The organism is Antricoccus suffuscus (assembly GCF_003003235.1).
GTDB lineage: Bacteria > Actinomycetota > Actinomycetes > Mycobacteriales > Antricoccaceae > Antricoccus > Antricoccus suffuscus.
In genome coordinates, this window is the sequence record NZ_PVUE01000014.1 from 62,364 (window position 1) to 81,934 (window position 19,571).

Sequence of the window (19,571 nt, forward strand, 5' to 3'; positions counted from 1 at the left end):
GAATCGGCGTCGCCGTTACGGCTCCACCAGCCCAATCGCAGAGCTCCCCCATCGCATGCGGAATTTGCTGGAAGTAGTTAGCTAGTCCTCACCTTCACAAGGACCGATCCTCTCGAGGACCGGTCCTTGTGGCGTGTGCGGGCGTCGGCCGGCCTCGGGCGCCAGAATTTGAGGTAGTTCGACCTGCTCACGGCCAAGCTCACGGGTGTCGGCCGCGAAGTACGTAGACTCGTACGACGAGACCTGAAACTGCGTGATTTTGCGCCGTACACAGGAGGTCGATCTATTCCCACCGCAACGTCCGCTCGCCTTCGTCAGCGTCGACTGGTCGTGACACTTTCCGTCCTCGGGCTCCTGGTCGTATTGCTATATCTGGCGTTTCGACCAGCCGCCACGGACGGGCATCGGATGTCGGCACCTTCGCTGCCTGCCCAGTTCATCAAGGCCGCAGTCGGCCCGGCGCAAGCAAGCGAACGCGAGTACGGCGTACCGACGTCTGTCGCACTGGCGCAGGCGATCTTGGAGTCCAATTGGGCGCAGTCCGAACTGACAAGAGAGGGCAACGCCTACTTCGGTATCAAGTGCGGAAAGGACAACGGGAAGTACGCAACCGGCTGCCTGAAAAAGCCGACGAGCGAATGTCAACCGGATGGCACCTGCACGAAGGTCATCGACTCCTTTCGCACTTACGCCACGGCGACGGACTCCTTCCGGGATCACGGGCTGTTCCTGGCAAGCAACGACCGCTACGCGAAGGCGTTTCTCTACTCCGCAAATCCGGACCAGTTCAGTCGCGAAATCGCGCTTGCCGGTTATGCAACGGATCCTGGGTACGCCGACAAGTTGATCGCGCTGATGACGAAGTTCAACCTTTATCAGTACAACAACCCGAAATAATCGTCGACCACAAGACTCTTCGGTCGGATTTAGGCGCACACTGTAATTACGTAATCATGTAAGCAGGAGGCGCGAGATGAACAATTCACGACGAGGACCCGGGCGGCCCGGCGGCTGGCAACACGCGAATCTGCCAGACGCTAGCGATGCGGGTGACTGGCTGACCGGTCGCCTTCCCGCCGACTGGTTTACCACCCCACCTGAAGTGACCACCGATCGCGAAGAGATCCTCGTGATCGGCGCCCTACCGATGCCAGGCGATACCTCTCAGGCCGCTGGTGAAGGCCGAGCGGCCCGATTTCGTGAGGACACCAGGACGCAGCGTATGCAGATCGCAGACGAGGCGGAGGAACGCTACGGACGCAAGGTCGCCTGGGGGGTCCGGGTGGGAGACAAGCGAATAATCTTCACGCATCTGGCAGTTCCGGTCATGACCCGGCTGCGCCAGCCCGAACGACAGGTGCTCGACACGTTGGTGGATGCTGGCGTCGCGCGGTCCCGATCCGATGCGCTGGCATGGTGTGTGCGCCTTGTCGGCGAACACACCGAGGAGTGGCTGGTCAAGCTGCGCGAGGCGATGGCGAACGTCGATGACGTTCGCAGCGAGGGCCCTGCTGTCTAGCCAAGGACATATGGCAACCTTGGGTTTCGACGTTTACATTCAAGGCTCGCCCGGGGGTTTCATCCATGCCCATCCTTCATGTCGGCGCACGCACGCTCGACAGCCACGACCTCACCGACCGCGCTCATCGACTGGCCGGCGGACTGCGCGCGCTGGGTCTAAATGAGGGTGACGTTGTTGCCGTCGTTCTGCGCAACAGCGTCGAGTACGCCGACGTGATCAACGCGGGCAAGATCGCCGGAACCTACTACTGCCCCGTCAACTGGCACTTCACCCCCGAGGAGATCGGTGCGCAGATCGCGGACTGCGGCGCACGGGTTGTCATCGGTCACGGCGATCTGCTGAGCGCCGCGGCAGCAGCATTGCCCGGCGACGCGACGTTGCTCTCGGTTGGTGACGGCGGCCCGCCCTCAGCTCAAAACTATGACCGCTGGCTTGCCGAGCAGGCGACGTACGACGGTCCCGAGGTCGCCCCGCGCGGACACATCGCCTATACCTCCGGGACGACAGGGCGTCCCAAGGCCGTCGTGCGTGGCGTTTTCCCACCCGAGGAGCGATCCTGGCGGTTGCAGCGCATGCAGGATGTAGTCGAAGCGACCTTTGGCATCAAGCCAGGCTGCCGCGTGCTGATGCCAGCACCGATTTATCACAGCGGACCATCGGTAATCATGCAGAACGCGCTCACTCAGGCCGAGGTCGTCGTCGTACACGAACGGTTCGACGCGGAGGCCGTGCTCGCGGACATCGAACGACACAAGATCGACACGCTCTACCTCGTGCCGGTCATGTACGTCAGAATGCTGCGTCTGCCGGCCGAGACCCGCGCGAAGTACGACGTGTCGACGCTGCGTTTTGTCGGTTCAACGGGCGCCCCGTGCGCGCCGGACATCAAACGCGCGATGATCGACTGGTTTGGCCCAATCATCAACGAGACCTATGCCTCGAGCGAGGCCGGCATGGTTACGGTTATCGGCGCGGAAGAAGCACTGGCGCGACCGGGCAGCGCCGGGCGGGCCATCCCCGGCGCGGAAGTCAAGATCTTCCGTGAAGACCACACCCCCGCCGATGTCGGCGAGGTCGGGCTCATTTACGTACGGCAGCCGGCGTACCCGGATTTCACCTATCGTGACAACGACCAAGCTCGGCAAGAGATCGAGCACGCCGGAATGATCAGCCTCGGCGACCTCGGCTACCTGGACGACGAAGATTACCTTTACGTGTGCGACCGCGCCTCCGACATGGTGATCTCCGGTGGCGTGAACATCTACCCTGCCGAGGTCGAGAACCGGTTGCTGGCGCGTGCCGACATCGCCGACTGCGCGGTCTTCGGCGTACCGGATGCCGAATTCGGCGAACGTCTCCACGCCGTTGTCCAGCCGGTAGGATCCGCGCCGCTCGACGCCTCGGAGCTCATCGAGTGGATGCGAGCGGGACTCGCGTCGTACAAGGTGCCCCGTTCGATCGAAATAGCAGAGCTACCTCGCGACGACAACGGCAAAATCGCCAAGCGGAAGCTGCGAGCGAGCTACTGGGAAGGCCAAGAACGACGGGTATAGATGGCGCCACGGCGTGATGCGCTTGCGAGTCATTGCTGCTCACCAGGCACGATTCATCGAACTGTTCAGATGATCAGAACTGTGCAACACTGGGGCTTGTAGGACCATTCGGATCTGGATGTCTCTCTCCCCCCGACTAGACCCGCCGAATGTTGACCTTCGGTACAACTCCTCCCCGAGATGTGCCGAAGGGTGTCCGGGGCCGGTGACAGATCGCCCCGCCACGCCGCGCGCTTACGCTACGACCCGATCACCAATGTCGGCACACCAAGAGCATGGTCTTTGACTGTGAATACGCGCGTGCCCTTCTTGCGACCCGTCCGTAGCTCAGATATCTCGACTCCCTGACCGGCCAGCCGTTCGTGAGCGGCGGCCGCGTCGCGTGCCCGCCACGCGAGTCCCCAAAACCGGTCGTCCTCGTCGTCGCCCACCTTGCGCAGGTCGACGACAATCTCGACTACTAAGTCCCCACAACGGAAGAACAGCTGACGCGCGGAACGCTCGACGAATGTACGGTCCAGTCTCAGATCAAGACCCATTCTCGCGCCAAACAACGCGACCGCGCGGTCCGGGTATGTCGTATGCACGACGATGTGGTCCAGCCCCAAGATCGCGGCGGCGGCATCGTCTGGGTCGACCGCCGGCGGCTCCTCCCGCTCGATGATTCCGAGCGTGAGGCCATTCACGTCCGTGGTGGCGCTCCGGCCGTCCACGACGAGCTCGACACCCCGACGCTGGATGAGCCGCGTCGTCGACGCGAAATCGTCGGCGGCGAACACCGCCGAACGTACGCCCGACTTCTGCGCAGACTCGATCACTAATCCAATGTTCGGGGTCTGGCATCTGTTGTCCGCGTCGGCGGCGCGCCCCAGCAGAGCTTCGTAAGCCGACCGCGTCGCGGGCACGTCCGTTGACGCGATATTGACGTGGTCCAGTGCCCGGATCATGCGAGGATCCAATTCGTCGTACGACGGCGCGCAAATTCAGTCATGAAGCCTTTATGTCACACGACCGCGCCGCCGTTGTCGCCGCATGGCGTCCGAACAGGAAAAGGAATAGACCGGGTGATGCTCGGGCTAGTACCTTCGAGGGACCGCGACACCGCCGGAGGAGCTAAGACCCTTGAACGCTCCGCATTTCACCTCCTCTCGCGCCGATCGCGCACCGCTCATGTTCGACGTAGTCATTGCCGGGTGCGGACCGACTGGCGCGATGCTGGCGGCCGAACTACGGCTGCACGATGTGCGCGTATGCGTGCTGGAAAAGGAGACCGAGCCCGCGTCGTTCGTGCGGATAGTGGGCCTGCATATTCGCAGTCTCGAGCTGATGGCAATGCGCGGCCTGCTAGAGCGCATTCTCGAACACGGAAGACAACGTCCGGCCGGAGGTTTCTTCGCTGCCATTGCCACACCCGCGCCCGAAGGGCTGGATTCCGCGCACGCCTACCTTCTGGGCATCCAACATCCGGTCCTCGTTGACTTGCTCGAGAATCACGCGCTCGAACTGGGTGCGCAGGTCCGGCGCGGTCGTGCGGTGGCCGATTTCGAGCAGGACGACGAGGGTGTGACCATCGAGCTGGCCGGAGGCGAGCAGGTGCGGACGCGCTATCTCGTCGGCTGTGACGGCGGGCGCAGTACCGTGCGCAAACTGCTCGGCGTCGCCTTCCCCGGCGAGCCCTCACGGACCGAGACGCTGATGGGCGAAATGGACGTGGGGACGCCGCAAGACGAAATCGCGGCCAAAGTGAGAGAAATCGGCGAGACCACTAAGCAATTCTGGATCCGACCCGCAGCTGTTGGGGTCTATCAAGTCGTCGTCCCCGCCGCTGGAGTCAGCGACCGCGCGGAACCACCTACCCTCGAGGATTTCAAACAACAGTTGCGGACCATCGCCGGAACGGATTTCGGCGTCCACTCCCCGCGCTGGTTGTCCCGCTTCGGAGATGCCACCCGACAAGCCGAACATTATCGGGTCGGGCGGGTGCTGCTGGCCGGCGACGCGGCACACATCCATCCACCCACCGGCGGGCAGGGCCTCAACCTGGGCGTTCAGGACGCGGTCAACCTCGGCTGGAAGCTGGCCGCTCACATTCGCGGCTGGGCGCCGCAAGCGCTGCTGGACACTTACCAGACTGAGCGCCATCCGGTCGCCGCCCGCGTGCTCGATAACACCCGCGCCCAGATGGAACTGCAGTCCGCCGAACCGGGACCGCAAGCCGTACGCAGGCTGCTCACCGAACTGATGGACTTCAACGAGGTGAACCGCTATCTGATTGAGAAGATCACTGCGATAGACATCCGCTACGACTTCGGCACCGGCCCCGACCTGCTCGGCCGCCGCCTGCGCGACATCGACGTGGCACACGGCCGTCTCTACGACCTCCTCCATCGCGGCCGCGGACTACTACTGGATCGCACCGACACCCTGACCGTCGACGGCTGGTCAGACCGCGTCGATTACCTCGCGGATCCGACGGCGGCACTGGATGCACCGTGCGTCCTGCTGCGCCCCGACGGCCACGTCGCCTGGATCGGCGACGATCAGCATGACTTGGACGACCACCTGTCCCGCTGGTTCGGCAAGGCCGTCACTTGATGCGCCTGAGGATCGCGCCTTCGGGCCGTCCGCGCTGGCTACAGCCGATGACCTCAGCCTTGCGGCGGCGACCGGAAATCTCAACAGCGTCGCGGATAGGCTCGTGCACATGACTCCTCAGCGCACCGATCAACTTCAGACGCCCGCCCTAATCGTGGATAACGACCTGCTTCAGCAGAATCTCGACACGATGGCGACCGCGCTGCCGGGTGCCAGACTGCGCCCACATGTCAAGGCGCACAAGTGCACTGCGCTTGCGAGGCGGCAGTACGACGTCGGGCATCACGGCTTTACCTGCGCCACGATCCGCGAGGTCGAGGGAATGGCCAAGGCGGGGCTCGGCGAGGACCTACTGCTCGCCAACGAAGTCCTCGACATGTCGCGCCTCGGCGTACTCGTCACCGAAGGACACCGCATCACTGTCGCCGTCGACTCTGCGCAAACCGTCAAGGCCGCGCACGACGCCGGCCTTCGCGAAGTCGTCGTCGATGTCAATGTCGGCCTGCCGCGCTGCGGCTGTGCCCCTGAAGATGCCGGCACGCTCGCGGACCTCGCGCGCAGTAATGGCCTGCACGTGCGTGGTGTCATGGGCTACGAAGGCCACCTGATGATGGCCGAGCCCATTGCCGAGAAACGCCATCGCACCGAAGAGTCTATGGAGCTGTTGCTACGCGCTCACGAGGACGTCGGTGGCGAACTGGTCACCGCTGGCGGCACGGGTACCTATGCGGTCAATACGTGGGCTAACGAAATCCAGGCGGGTTCGTACGCATTGATGGATACGGCTTACGGCTCGCTCGACATCCCTTTTGCGCAAGCATTGTCCGTGCTCGGTACCGTCATCTCGGTCAGCCCGAAGTGGGCGGTCGCCGACGTGGGACTCAAGGCATTGGGAATGGACCATGGCAACCCTTCGATACCGGGCGCGAGGGTGCTCTTCTGCTCAGATGAGCACATTACCTTTGCCCCAGAAGAGCCCGTTTCCGTTGGCGACTTGGTGCATGTCCTGCCGGCGCACGTCGACCCGACGGTCGCGTTGCACGAGGCGCTGTACCTCGTGCATGGGGACGAGATTCTCGAACGCTGGACCGTGGACCTACGTGGCTGGTAGCTCGCCTGAGCCGAACAAGATCAGCGATACCCGCGTCTGGCAAATAAGCGCGAGTCAACGCGATTCCGATTCGAGGTAGGTCAGCTACATCTCGGAAAATGAGGTACATCGGCTCGTAACGCGGTTGGAACTTGCGCTTGTAGGCGTGCAGGCTTCGGAATCCGTACGCCGGCTCAAGTGCCGCACCAAGGAGGTCGAATACCTTCTTGACAAGCGGGCCGGACCCGACGCCCGCGCCGACGAGCGGCGCCCCTGAGAGCGAGACCAGCTGCGCGCCCTCACGCTGAAACTGCAGCATGCTTGAGGAGATGAGGAAGTCTACGGCCAACGCGAATCCGTCGTTGGTACGGCGCATGACATCGAGGGTCCAGCCACGAACCGCACCCCGCGACCCATAGATCGGCAACCACGATACGACCGCGTGCACCATGCCCCCGGGGCCAATGGCCAACGCGACCCGGGTCGCGGGATCCTCGGCCTCCTCGATCCCGCCAAGCGTGAACCCCATCTCTGGCAGCTCTTTTTCCGCGACCCACTGATCACTCAAATTCCGCACCTGGTCGACGATGGCGCGCGGCTGCGAGCGCAGCGGTGCGAGCGAGAAGGAGATCCCCTCGCGGTGCGCGCGGTTCATAGCGGTGCGTACGTCCTGCCACCGCTTGCCCTTGAACTTCAGGTCCGGAAGGTCCACGAGCGCATCCTGCGCGACCTGAGTCGCCGACCACCCCCGCGCGGTGGCCCAGTCTGCCGCCGCGCCATCCGCGCCAAATAGGCAGGGAGTCACGGAGCTCTCTTCACACATATCCGCGAACTCGTCGAGCATCGCGCGGGTTTGATGTGGCGCCGCGATTGGGTTTCCGACCGCGATCGCAACCCCGGCGTGCCGCCGGAAGGCGACGGCCGAAGCGCGGTCCGCGGACAGGAAATGCCAGTTCCCGCGCCAGGTGGACATCCACGAAAGGTTTTGGCCGCCGTATCGCATGAGCAGTTCGCGGGTCTTCGTCGATGACTGCGTCGTGCGTGCTCTGTCGCCACTAGTGGCAGTGGTCGGGCGCAGTCCGAGCAACAGACCGAGCTCGCCAGCCCACAGCAACATCGTGACGAATGCGAACGCCGCCGAGCCACCGCTGATACCGAGGACATCGGGCCACAGTGCGAAGCTCACGCCCACAAAACCGGCGGCACCGACAAGGACCATGAACGCGCAGGTCACGGTGGAGCCGATCCACGCAAGCCGGTGTCCGCGTCGTACGCCATTGGCGAGCACCACAGCACCAGCAATCACGAGCACCTTTTCGATTCCGGACACCACGCCGAGACCGTCCTGGCCGAGCGGCGCATCGAAAACCGCCGCGGTTGCGAGGATCTGGACGGCACCGAGGGCCAGCATGCCGAACGCCGCCGACGTGCGCATCGTGCGTGGCTCATCGCGCAGTTCGGGCTGCCCCGCTGACTGCCGGCTGATGAGCAGCGGCCCGACGAGCAGTCCGGGCACTACGACGATGAGGTGCATGACGTCCGCGAGCGTGCCGATGTACAGGAACGAGATGCCGACGTAGCTCACGAGCGCAAGCCGCGCCCATCCGCGCCACGGCGCCCGAACCAGCGCGGTTGCCGCGGCAGCAACAGCGAGCATTCCGGCCGACGGACCGACATCGGTAGTAAGCACGACTTGATCGGCCCACCCCCAACCGTGCCCAGCCAGCAGTTGCAACAGCCCCGCCGCTCCGATCGCCCCGAAGATGTGCCCGGTAATCGCGACGACGGCTACCCGCGTCGTACCCACGCGGTATTCCGCGTATCCGACGAGCAACGCAAACCCGGCGACGATCGGCAGATAGAACAGCGGCACAAGGCCGAAGAAGGCGCCGGTCACAATCGACCACCAGTGCCCCTCGGCGAACGACGGCGCGCCGTACGCGACGTCGGCATACCAGCTAAAAGACGTCACGTCGGTCCACAAAGCGCCGGTGACGATGCCGAGCAGCAGCGTGATTGCACACACGGTGGAAGTAAACGGGGTACGGCGGATGACCGTACGGATGGAACTGCTGAACGCACCGATACGGGCGAGGTTTTTGGGCATGACTCGACCGTAGGATTTCGCGGTCGGATTTCCGATGGCCCGCTCACCACACTTCAAGGTGGTGCTAACTCCACTGATCGGCGGAAGATTCCGCCCGTCGGCAAATTTGCGGCGATCGGCGTGCCGGTGATCCGGCCGCCGACGACGTCAGGCATGGTGGAGGGATGAGTCGCCAAGTACTAGTCGCAGTAGACGGCAATTCACTGCTTCATCGCGCGTTCCATGCCACAGCCGCGTCTGCCATGCGGACCAGTGACGGTCGAGCCAGCTGGGCGGTGCATGGGTTCACCTCCCTGCTCATCGGCGCCGTCACCCGTGCTGGCGCCGACGCGCTCGTGATCGGCTTCGACGACCACACGACAAGCGTCCGCAAGGACGCGCATCCGTCGTACAAGGCCACCCGGCTCGAGAAACCACCCGAATTAGTCGCACAGATCGCCGGCACAATCAGCATGTTGCGCGATGCAGGCATATGCGTCGTCGTACCGGACGGTCTCGAGGCCGACGACGTACTCGCGTCGGCAAGCAGGGCCGGATGCGCGGCCGGCTGGCGGGTCGTCATCGCTACGTCGGACCGCGACTCATTCGCACTCATCAACGAGCACACGTCGGTGTTACGCCTACTCAACGGCGGCATCGCGGGTAGCCCGGTGCTTACCCCGGACCGACTACACACGATGTACGGCGTACGTCCGGAGCAGTATCGCGACTACGCTGCCATGCGCGGTGACGCATCCGACAATCTCAAGGGAATCCCCGGGATTGGCAAGAAGACCGCTCAAAAGCTTCTGGCGCGCTACGGGAGCACCCAAGCGGCTTTCGACGCCGTAGACGCCGATCCCGGCGGCGTCGGAGCTACTCTCGGTCGCGCGATGGCCACGAAACTTGCCGATGCCACCAATCGTGCGGCATTCGCCACCACGAGCAAGATCATGACCATGCGAACCGACGTACCGCTCGGACTCGACTTCGACGATGCCGATGGACTCGGGCGGCTTCCGCTGTCCCCCGACCTGTTGATCCCGGCACTTGACTCGTGGGAGCTGACGGGGCTTCAAGAGTCCGCACTGCGCACCTTAGGCGGCTTTGCTGCCGTCTCGCGCACCCAGGTCGATCCGTACGCCAACCTTCAGTTCCCGGTCGCTGAGCCACCGGATCACTCCGACGACGCAACGGGGCTCCCCACCTCCAGTACGACCGTGACCGCACAGCCGCGTCGATCCGAGCCGGCCGACCAGCTCGAGCTCACCCTCTTCTGAATTCGCTCATCCGGCAATCATGCTCGATCATCCAGTTCACGTATCCCAAGATCGAGGGCGGCGTAGGCGGGGTCACCGTCCATCAACGGTTCGCGGCCCGATGGTTGTGTGGGAGTCGGCAAAAGCGCCAACCGGTGACGCAGCGGTCGGCGTACTGACTTGGCGCAGGTAACCTCGACCTGCTCGTCGTACAGGACCAACGACATCGTTCGGTCGGTCTGGCCTGGAAGGCTGCACTCCACCTGTCCATCGGCGACCTCGACCAGCAGTCGCATCCCCCACCACCGCACTCGGAACGCCAACCGGGTGATGCCTTCAGGAAGCGCGGGCGCAAGAGTCAGCAGGCTGTGGTGTTCTCGCAAACCGCCAAACCCCTCAACCAAAGCCGACCAGCCACCGGCCAACGACGCGATGTGCAGGCCGTCTTTAGTGTTGTGGTGCAGATCGTGCAAATCCATCAACGCAGCCTCGTGCAAATACCGGTGGGCGAGCTCCAGGTGCCCGACCTCCGCGCACATCACGGCTTGGGTGCACGCCGATAGCGAGGAGTCCCGCACCGTACGCCGTTCGTAGTAGTCGATATTGCGCGCCTTCTGATCCGGGGTGAACGAGTCGCCGCACCAATGCATTGCAAGCACTAGATCGGCCTGCTTAATGACCTGTTTGCGGTAGAGCTGGAAGTACGGCGAGTGCAACATCAGCGGGTATTGATCAACAGAGCCGTCGAAGTCCCATTCGCCGTACCGGGTGAAGTTGCCGCATTGCGGATGTACGCCGAGCTCCTCGTCGTACGGTATGAAGACAGCAGACGCCGCATCCCGCCAGGCGGCAACGTCCTCAACCGAGACACCGAGTTGCGCAGCGTTCTGCGGATGCCGCACGCACGCATCGGCCGCCGCCCGCAAGTTGCGCGCGGCCATCAGGTTGGTGAACACGTTGTCGTCAGCGACCGCGGTGTACTCGTCCGGGCCGGTGACACCGTCGATGTGCCACGCCCCATGCCTGTCGTGATGACCGATCGACATCCATAGCCGGGCCGTCTCGACCAGTACGGCGAGTCCGCACTCCAGTTCCAGCGCAAGGTCGCCGGTCACCAACCGATAGTGCTCGAACGCGGAGGCGATGTCGGCGTTGATGTGAAACGCCGCCGTACCCGCCGGCCAGTAAGCGCTCGCCTCCTCACCGTTGATCGTGCGCCACGCAAAAGCAGCGCCGTCGAGACCCAGTGTCTTGGCCCTGGCACGAGCAAGGTCCAGCGTGGAAGCCCGCCACCGCAGGGCATCCGCGGTGGCATCCGGGATCGTTAGCGTCAACAGCGGCAGTACGTATCCTTCGGTGTCCCAAAACGCGTGCCCGTCATAGCCGGGCCCCGTGAGGCCTTTGGCCGCGATCGCCCGACGCTCGGTGCGAGCACCGGCCTGCAGCACGTGAAACAGCCCGAACCGGACCGCCTGCTGCACCACGGGGTCGCCGTCCACTTCGACATCCGCAGACTTCCAGAAGTCGTCGAGATAGTCGCGCTGCGTCCCGGTCAACCCGCTCCATCCGGCGTACGACGCCCCGGTCAAGGCGGCCTCGACCTGATCACGCACGGCCGGCGCGGACCGTGTCGACGACCAGCCATAGCCGATGTACTTCACGACGCGCAGCTTCTCCCCCGGCTGCAGCGTGCAGACAACCGTCGTACGCGCCCAGTCGTCGCGGATCTCGCTGTCGACCGTGTGCCGGCCGGGCGCCTCGACGACGTGCTCCATACCGGCGCCCATCAACAGTCCGCTGCTTTTGGTGCGGTGCAACAGAACTGCACCTGACTTCGTCACGTCGGCGTCGATCGGGAGCAGCGGCCGTTCGAGCGCTGCGGCCACCCGGGGATCGTCCCCGACATTGACCGGCGGCGCCTCGTTGGCGACCAGTTCTGACTGCAAAATTATCCGTGTCTGCAGGCCGACCGCTTCCACTTCATATTCGATGGCGGCGACCGCGCGGTGCACGAACGACACCAGGCGCGTCGAGGTCACCCGCACATGGCTGCCTGCCGGCGACCGCCAGTCCGCCGTCCGCCGTAGCGTGCCGGCCCGGAAGTCCAGCGTCCGCTCGTGATCCAGCAACTCGCCGTATCGCACGTCGAACGGGGTGTCATCCACTAGAAGCCGCATGATTTTGCCGTTAGTTACGTTGACTAGCGTCTGCCCCGACTCTGGATAGCCGTAACCTGCCTCGGCGTACGGCAGCGGACGCCCCTCGTAAAACGAGCCGAGATACGTGCCCGGTATCGCGTGCGGTTCGCCCTCGTCGAGATTGGCCCGCAGTCCGACATGCCCGTTGGACAATGCAAAAAGGGACTCCATCTGTGCGAGCTGATCGACATCGAGGAAGGTCTCGCGTAGGCACCATGGCTCGACCGGAAACCTCACCGGGTCAGTCACAACAGCTCCTCCAGATCCTGCACCACAATGTCGGCGCCGTGCGCCCGCAGCGCGTCGGCCTGGCCGAGCCTGTCAACGCCGATGACATACCCAAAGTGCCCGGCCCGACCCGCAGCGACACCTGCCAGAGCGTCCTCGAAAACGGCCGCGGCGTGCGCAGGTACGCCGAGCTCAGAAGCGGCCTCGAGAAACGTATCCGGTGCGGGTTTGCCTGGCAAAGACCGCTTCCGCGCCACAACGCCGTCGATACGGGTCTCAAACGACGCAGCCAGGCCGGTGACATTGAGGACTTCCTCTGTGTTGGCGCTGCTCGACACGACCGCGCAACGAAGACCCGCCTTGCGCGCCGCATCGACGAATCGACGGCTCCCGTCGTACACCTTGACACCGTCACGCCGGATCAGGCTCAGCAGCAGCACGTTCTTGCGATTGCCGACGCCATGGACGGTTCCGTCGCCGGGGGGGTCGCCTGGATCGCCCTCCGGCAGCGTGATCGCTCTGCTCGCAAGGAAGTCGCGCACCCCGTCCTCCCGTTTCTTGCCGTCGACGTACGCCGCGTAGTCCGCGTTGGCGTCGAACGGCACGAACGTCGCGTCGCGGTGCTGCAGAAACTGGTCGAACGTCTCCTTCCATGCCGCTCGGTGTAAGTCCGCGGTCTTGGTCAGTACACCGTCCAGGTCGAAGAGGCAGGCTGTAATCGTGTCCGGCAGGCCGCGCACGAGTCAGTCTTCGGTGCGTGTCACGCGCGACTCGCTCAATGCCGCGTCAACGACTAGGCCAGTACCGATCCCGAGCAACCAACTGTCCTTGGCGATGGCTACTCCGGCACCGGTTGGCCGCAGGTACTTGTCATGCAGGGCAGGCGTTTTGATGTACATGCCGACCAACGCGCCTGCGAACCCCGTCAGCGCCAGCCCGGCAAGCCCAGCTGGAACAATCGGTAACAGTAGTGCGGATCCGACGGCGATCTCGCCGACGGCCAGTGCCTTGAGGAACAGCTTCGGCTCGACCTTCTTCACGACCGGGTATGCCCCAGCTGCGGTCGCGTGGATCCCGTTGGCGGTGGCCTCGTCGCCCGAGAGCTTCCCGACCCCGGAATTAAGAATGAAAGCGCCTGCGGCGATCCTGGCCGGGGCCCGGCGAAGCTTTGCGGCTAATGACATCAAGACTCCAATCAACGCGATAACCCGACTGTAGCGAACTCGACGTACCTACGCGTGATTACGTTCGTGGACCAGACGCAACCCGATCAGCGTCAGCATCGGCTCATAGTCACTGATCGTGTCGCATTCTTCGCGCACAACGTCGGCGTACACTCCGGTCGCGACGACCGTCAGATCATCAAGAGACACACCCAACGACTCGCCGATCCGATCCACGATCCCATCGACTTGCCCGGCAAAGCCAAACACCATTCCGGACTGAATCGCCTCGACCGTATTCTTGGCGATGACGTTGCGCGGACGGACTAACTCAACCGCGCGCAGCTGAGACCCCCTACGTGCCAGCGCATCGAGGGAAATTCCCATACCTGGGGCGATCACTCCCCCGATAAACTGGGCCTTATCATTGACTACGTCGAAGGTCGTCGCCGTACCGAAGTCCACGATCACGCACGGACCGCCGTAGAGCGACACTCCGGCCAGCGCATTGACGATTCGGTCGGCGCCGATCTCCCGTGGATTATCGGTCAGGATAGGTACGCCAGTCTTCGTTCCCGGCTCTACTATGGAGACTTGGCAGCCGCCGTACCGACGCGAGATCAGCTCGCGCATCTCGTGCAAGATCACCGGCACCGTCGACGCCACGGCAATCGCATCGATCACGCCGTCGGCGCTTTCGGTACGTTCGACCAAGCCGCTGATCAACACGTGCCACTCGTCGGCGGTACGCCGCTCGTCCGAGGCGACCCGCCAATGCGCCTGCAGACGGTCAGCGTCAAACAGGCCGACCACGGTGTAGTTGTTACGGATGTCCAGACATAGCAGGGTCATACGACCATCATCTATGGACGAGGTCCCCGCGCACCAGCCCAGCCTGTCCGGTCTGCTCGGCGGGGAGGGTCTGCGCGGCGTCAGCTCCGGTCCCGACGATCCGATTGTCGGCGTCGACGAAGACGACGTGCGACTTGAGCGCGCGGGCCTCCGCGTCGGTGACCTGCGCATAGGCAATCAGAATGACGAGGTCACCGGGATGGACCAGATGCGCGGCCGCGCCGTTGATCCCGATGATCCCGCTCCCGCGTTCGCCGGCGATCGTATAGGTCTCCAACCGTGCGCCGTTGTCGATGTCGACGATGTGCACGAGTTCGCCCGGCAGAATGTCCGACGCTTCCAGCAGGTCTTGATCGATCGTCACCGAGCCAACGTAGTGAAGGTCGGCCTGCGTGACAGTGGCGCGGTGGATCTTGCTCTTCATCATGGTTCGCAACATGTCAGCGTGCCTCCCTGTCAACGAGGACGGCGGCATCGCCGAGCGACAGGCCCATGTTGTCGAGCAGCCGCGTCGTACCGACCCTCGCGGCTACTAACAAACGCGCCTCGGCCCCGGGCTGCGGCGTACCCATGTCGGTATTGGTCAACTCGAGGTAGTCCAGGTCGACCCCGTCGGCTGCTGTGACGACGTCGTACGCCGCGGCCAGCACCGCTTCGGCTCCCTCGTCCGCGGCGTTAACTCCGGCACGCAGGGCGCGCGACAGCGCCACCGCCCGTCGACGTTCGGCCGCATCGAGGTAGCGGTTACGCGAGGACATCGCAAGCCCGTCGGCCTCACGGACCGTGGGCGCTCCCAGCACCTCGACCGGCATGCACAACGTGCGGGCCATCGAACGAATCAGCGACAGTTGCTGGTAGTCCTTCTCGCCGAACACGGCCAAGTCTGGGCGCACGAGACCGAACAGCTTGGCGACGACAGTGAGGACACCGCGGTAATGCGTCGGCCGGGTCGCACCTTCGAGGACCGTCGCCAGCGGTCCAGGGTCGACGGTGATCCCGGCGCGTCCCGGTCCGTCCGGATACATCGTGTCTACCTCGGGCGCGAAGATGACATCGACACCAAGCTGGGCGCATTTGGCCAGGTCATCGTCCCAGGTACGCGGATATGAGTCGAAATCCTCGTTGGGTGCGAACTGGGTCGGGTTGACGAAGATCGACACCGCGAGACAGTCACTGCGCTCACGCGCGTATGCCATCAAAGCGGCATGGCCGTCGTGCAACGCTCCCATCGTCGGTACGAGTGAGATCGTCTGACCGTTCGTGCGCATCGGCCGTAGCGCGGCGTCAAGTTCCTCGCGGGTCCGGGCAATGATCGGGCTGCGGCGACTAGGCGGGCGGGGGTTGACTCTGGTCGTACTTGAGGTGGCGGCATTGGCCGACTGCGCGCTGCGGTCGGCAAGAAGGCTGCCAGAAACGGGTGCATTGGTCCTCATGGAGGGGCCTTTCGTTCCAGTCCCGCTGCGCGTGGTCGGCAGGTAGGGGTACCAGACAATTGGATGCCCTCAGTCTAGAACCGCTCGGCCCCGTCGCGCCTTTCCATGGCCTAAATCACCGCTATTCGAACGGCGCGAGATCGCCCGATCCGCGGCGCAGGATTCGTGGCGTGCCATCCACGAAATCGATGACCGTAGTAGGAGTCTCGCCGCAGTCGCCAGAATCCAGTACGACGTCCACGACCGCGTCGAGTTCTTCTTTGATCTCCCAGCCTTGGGTCATGGGCGCCTCTTGGTCGGGCAGCAGCAGTGTGCTGGTCACCAGGGGTTCACCGAGCTCTGCCAGCAGTGCCTGCACGACCTTGTTGTCGGGTATCCGAACACCTACGGTCTTCTTCTTGGGATGCAGCATGCGACGCGGAACATCGCGCAGCGCGGGCAGGATAAAGGTGTAACTGCCTGGCGTCGTCGCCTTGATCTTGCGGAACACCGCATTGTCGACGTGCACGAACTGGCCAAGTTGCGCGAAATCCTTACACACCAAAGCGAAATGGTGATTTTCGCTCAGCTTCCGGATCTTCCGAATCCGGTCGAGCCCCTCTTTGTTGCCCAGGCCGCAACCGAGCGCGAAGCACGAATCAGTTGGATAGACAATCAGCCCACCGGCCCTGATTTCGTCAGCGGTCTTCGCGATAACGCGCGGTTGCGGATTGTCCGGGTGTACGTCGAAATACTTCGCCATTACCTCACCTTAACCTGGCCGTGCTGGTCAGATAGAAATGGAGCGCTTCAGGTCGCCTGACCTGAAGCGCTCCATTATCAAACTGGATCACCGTCGCGCCGACTAGTGCATCATGGCCGGGGCCGCGGTCTCACTTCCGTCGGGCGCGGTCGCCTTCTTGCGCGGTAGCAGGATCGCCGGGACGATACACAGGATGACGAGCACAAGTCCAACGGTGAACGTCGTCCCGAACGAGCTCGCCGCCTCGCTGAAGCCCTGCTGCAACGCCGCAGGAGGTATTGCCTTCGCGATCGATGGGTCGTCAACCGATGCCATGGCCGCTCCCGCGAACTGATGCGAAAGGACCTGGTTGGTCAGCACGACCGACATCACGGCCGTGCCGATGGAGCCAGCGGCCTGTTGCACGATGTTCATCAGTGTCGAACCACGGGCGACGTGCTCGTGGGTCAAACTCGCCAGCGCTGCCGACATGATCGGCATCATCGTCGCGCCGAGCCCGAGACCCATCACGAACAGCGCGCCCAGCAACAGGACGTACGACGTGTCCGCGCCGACCTGGGTGAACACGAACATGCCCGCCGCCAGGACGACAACGCCGCCCATCACAATCTTGCCCGGACCGATCTTGTCCGCGAGCATGCCAGCTATCGGCATGGTGATCATCGCGCCGATGCCCTGGGGGGCCAGCAACACGCCGGCCGCCAAGGTGGTTTCACCGCGGACCTGCAGGAAGTAGCTCGGGAAGAGCAGCGATGCGCCCATGAACGCGACCGAGAACAGGGTCATCGCGATGACCGCGACTGTCAGGTTTCGATTGGCGAACAGCCGCAGGTCGATCAGCGGGTGCTTGGTACGCAACGCGTGGAAGACGAACACGACGATCAAGGCCAGTCCCACGATCGCTGGAATCAGGACCTTTGCCGACGCTACCGTGCCCTCACCGGGAATGGATGAGACACCGAATAGGAACAGAGCCAGGCCCGGCGACATCATCAGCATGCCCTTGAAGTCGAAGGACTCCGAGGGTTCCGGGTTGTCCGATGGGAGTACGACGAACGAGTAGATCAGCGCGGCGATACCGATCGGCAGGTTGATCAGGAAGATCCAGTGCCAGCTGACACTCTCGATCAACCAGCCGCCCAAGATCGGACCGGCGATGGGACCGAGCAGCATCGGGATACCGAGTACGGCCATCACGCGGCCGACACGATGTGGTCCCGCGGCGTGCGTCAGGATCGTCATACCTAGTGGCATCAGCATGCCGCCACCCAGGCCCTGCAGGACTCGGAAGGCGATGAGGGAAGGCATGTCCCACGCGGTGGCGCAGAGCACCGAGCCGACGACGAACAGGCTGAGCGCAAGGAGGTAGAGGCGTTTGGTGCCGAATCTATCCGCGGCCCAACCGGTCACCGGAATGATCGTGGCCAGCGCCAGCGTGTAGGCCGTCATCGACCATGCGGACATCGACGGCGAGACGTGGAACTCGTTTTGGAACGTCGGCAGCGCGACACTGACGACTGTGATGTCCAGAATGGACATGATGGCGCCAAGTACAACGACGCCAGCGATCTTAAACACCCCGGCATCGAGCTTGTCCGACTCGGGGTTGGTCATCTTTTCCAGGTCGGGACTCGTACTCACCACAGGATCGTGGTGTGCACCGGGTCCCTCTCCCGGCGGCTGCTCGGGAGTAGTGGTCGACACTGTGGGGTCTCCTCAGATTTGGTGCGGACACGCTCTTATGAAGCGCCCGCCGATTTCGGACATGACGAGGCACGAGGAACTAGACTTCAGCCGCACAGAACCGTGCTACGGCTGCGGCCAAATCGAGTGTATGGAGTCGGTACGACAAAAAGCTCGGACGACGCCTGACATCGCCCAGCCCCCCGGCGAACGTCACACCAGAAACGTAATGACCTGCCCGCCAATTCTGCAACTGAATTTATTCGAGCGGTTCGAAGTTCACCGTCGGCGAACAGAGTTTTTACGCACACCCAGACGAGAAGTGAGTGATAGGGCGGGTGCCTCTACTCCCCTGGCTGCAGAGAAATCCCGGCATAGTTCGGTGCGCGGCGTTCGCCGAATGCGGCGACGCCTTCGGCCATCTCCTTGTTGCTGATCGCCTCGTGCATGAGTTGGTCCGACTCGGCCAGCGCGGCGTCCAGATCCTTGAGCAGGTGCGCGTAGACCTGTTTTTTGATCACGGCCATTGCGTTCGGGGAGGCGGTGCGCGCGAGGGTGTCGGCGTACTTGAGGGCGTCGTCAAGGACGTTCTCAGGGGTGCTCAGATAGTTGACCAGACCGATGGAGAGCGCGTCCTCGGCAGTGATGACGCGTCCCGACATGAGCAGATCCAAGGAGTGGCTCAGTCCGACGATCTTAGGCAGCAGCCACGAGATTCCGTGCTCCGCGATCAGCCCGATCTTGGAGAACGACGTAGCCATTTTCGCTCCCTCTGCCGCGAACCGCACGTCGCACATCATCGACTGTACGAAGCCAAGTCCGGCACAGGGGCCATTGATTGCCGCGATCAACGGTTTGCTGATCGAAAGGGGGAACGTCTTCTTGCGGGCCTGGATCCTGCCTGCGGTGATCTCGCCGGAGGCGCCGATATCGCTGAGGTCGTCCATGTCAGCACCGGCGCAGAATCCGCGACCGGCGCCGGTGAGCACAATTGCGCGCACTGACTCGTCGGCCGCGGCCTCGGTGAGCGCATCGAAATACATCGTCTCCATCGTGGGCGTCCAGGCGTTCATTCGATCCGGACGCGACAAGGTGATAACCATGGTCGAGCCTTCGCGACTGACGATAACGGGGGTGTCGGTGCTATTTGCTTCAGCGGTGTTCACA

General features: G+C 63.5%; 16 protein-coding genes and 1 pseudogene. 6 read left to right on the forward strand and 11 right to left on the reverse strand.

Annotation, left to right across the window (positions count from 1 at the left end):
• Nucleotides 1-330 precede the first annotated feature (330 nt).
• The 3 genes from CLV47_RS15355 (at nt 331) to CLV47_RS15365 (ending at nt 3,075) form a co-directional block, all read left to right on the forward strand.
• A complete protein-coding gene (locus tag CLV47_RS15355) occupies nt 331-897 on the forward strand; it encodes a glucosaminidase domain-containing protein (RefSeq protein ID WP_106349947.1) in 567 nt (188 codons plus the stop codon).
• Nucleotides 898-973: 76 nt separating this feature from the next.
• On the forward strand, nt 974-1,519 hold the full coding sequence (locus CLV47_RS15360) for a hypothetical protein (protein ID WP_106349948.1): 546 nt from the start codon (nt 974-976) through the stop codon (nt 1,517-1,519).
• Between the two features lie 65 nt (nt 1,520-1,584).
• The gene (locus CLV47_RS15365; protein ID WP_106349949.1) at nt 1,585-3,075 is read left to right on the forward strand and encodes an AMP-binding protein; all 1,491 of its coding nucleotides are present in this window, start codon (nt 1,585-1,587) and stop codon (nt 3,073-3,075) included.
• 239 nt (nt 3,076-3,314) lie between these two features.
• Here the strand turns inward: CLV47_RS15365 and CLV47_RS15370 are convergent, their stop codons facing one another.
• Complete coding sequence (locus CLV47_RS15370; RefSeq protein WP_106349950.1) at nt 3,315-4,022, reverse strand: VOC family protein; 708 nt, start codon at nt 4,020-4,022, stop codon at nt 3,315-3,317.
• Between the two features lie 223 nt (nt 4,023-4,245).
• Here CLV47_RS15370 and rox point away from each other — a divergent pair, with 223 nt between their 5' ends.
• Together rox and CLV47_RS15380 are read left to right on the forward strand one after the other, a co-directional pair.
• Nucleotides 4,246-5,670: a rifampin monooxygenase gene (gene rox, locus CLV47_RS15375; protein ID WP_106349996.1), complete on the forward strand. Its 1,425-nt coding sequence runs from the start codon at nt 4,246-4,248 to the stop codon at nt 5,668-5,670.
• 109 nt (nt 5,671-5,779) lie between these two features.
• Nucleotides 5,780-6,781: an alanine racemase gene (locus tag CLV47_RS15380; RefSeq protein WP_106349997.1), complete on the forward strand. Its 1,002-nt coding sequence runs from the start codon at nt 5,780-5,782 to the stop codon at nt 6,779-6,781.
• A 109-nt stretch (nt 6,782-6,890) separates the two neighbouring features.
• On the opposite strand, the pseudogene CLV47_RS22665 reads toward CLV47_RS15380, so the two are convergent.
• A pseudogene (locus CLV47_RS22665) lies at nt 6,891-8,867 on the reverse strand (bifunctional lysylphosphatidylglycerol flippase/synthetase MprF); the annotation flags it as partial.
• Nucleotides 8,868-9,031: 164 nt separating this feature from the next.
• Here CLV47_RS22665 and CLV47_RS15390 point away from each other — a divergent pair.
• Nucleotides 9,032-10,126 (forward strand): 5'-3' exonuclease, encoded by a 1,095-nt coding sequence (locus CLV47_RS15390; RefSeq protein WP_106349952.1) that lies wholly within the window; start codon nt 9,032-9,034, stop codon nt 10,124-10,126.
• A gap of 17 nt (nt 10,127-10,143) precedes the next feature.
• Here CLV47_RS15390 and CLV47_RS15395 read toward each other — a convergent pair whose 3' ends face one another.
• From CLV47_RS15395 to CLV47_RS15435, 9 genes are all read right to left on the reverse strand, one after another.
• On the reverse strand, nt 10,144-12,552 hold the full coding sequence (locus CLV47_RS15395) for a glycoside hydrolase family 65 protein (RefSeq protein ID WP_202862619.1): 2,409 nt from the start codon (nt 12,550-12,552) through the stop codon (nt 10,144-10,146).
• Nucleotides 12,549-13,271: a beta-phosphoglucomutase family hydrolase gene (locus CLV47_RS15400; RefSeq protein WP_106349953.1), complete on the reverse strand. Its 723-nt coding sequence runs from the start codon at nt 13,269-13,271 to the stop codon at nt 12,549-12,551. The genes CLV47_RS15395 and CLV47_RS15400 overlap by 4 nt, the downstream gene beginning before the upstream one ends.
• Nucleotides 13,272-13,274: 3 nt before the next feature.
• Nucleotides 13,275-13,715, reverse strand: coding sequence for a hypothetical protein (locus CLV47_RS15405; RefSeq protein WP_106349954.1), 441 nt, complete (start codon nt 13,713-13,715; stop codon nt 13,275-13,277).
• Between the two features lie 48 nt (nt 13,716-13,763).
• Nucleotides 13,764-14,546, reverse strand: coding sequence for a type III pantothenate kinase (locus tag CLV47_RS15410; protein ID WP_106349955.1), 783 nt, complete (start codon nt 14,544-14,546; stop codon nt 13,764-13,766).
• Nucleotides 14,547-14,553: 7 nt separating this feature from the next.
• Nucleotides 14,554-14,985, reverse strand: a complete 432-nt coding sequence (gene panD / locus CLV47_RS15415) for an aspartate 1-decarboxylase (protein ID WP_106349956.1) — start codon at nt 14,983-14,985, stop codon at nt 14,554-14,556.
• 1 nt (nt 14,986) lies between these two features.
• Nucleotides 14,987-15,979: a pantoate--beta-alanine ligase gene (gene panC / locus CLV47_RS15420; RefSeq protein WP_106349957.1), complete on the reverse strand. Its 993-nt coding sequence runs from the start codon at nt 15,977-15,979 to the stop codon at nt 14,987-14,989.
• 121 nt (nt 15,980-16,100) lie between these two features.
• The gene (locus tag CLV47_RS15425; protein ID WP_106349958.1) at nt 16,101-16,721 is read right to left on the reverse strand and encodes an L-threonylcarbamoyladenylate synthase; all 621 of its coding nucleotides are present in this window, start codon (nt 16,719-16,721) and stop codon (nt 16,101-16,103) included.
• A gap of 102 nt (nt 16,722-16,823) precedes the next feature.
• Nucleotides 16,824-18,425, reverse strand: a complete 1,602-nt coding sequence (locus tag CLV47_RS15430) for a DHA2 family efflux MFS transporter permease subunit (RefSeq protein WP_202862620.1) — start codon at nt 18,423-18,425, stop codon at nt 16,824-16,826.
• Nucleotides 18,426-18,748: 323 nt separating this feature from the next.
• Nucleotides 18,749-19,570, reverse strand: a complete 822-nt coding sequence (locus CLV47_RS15435; RefSeq protein WP_202862621.1) for an enoyl-CoA hydratase-related protein — start codon at nt 19,568-19,570, stop codon at nt 18,749-18,751.
• Nucleotide 19,571: the final 1 nt, after the last annotated feature.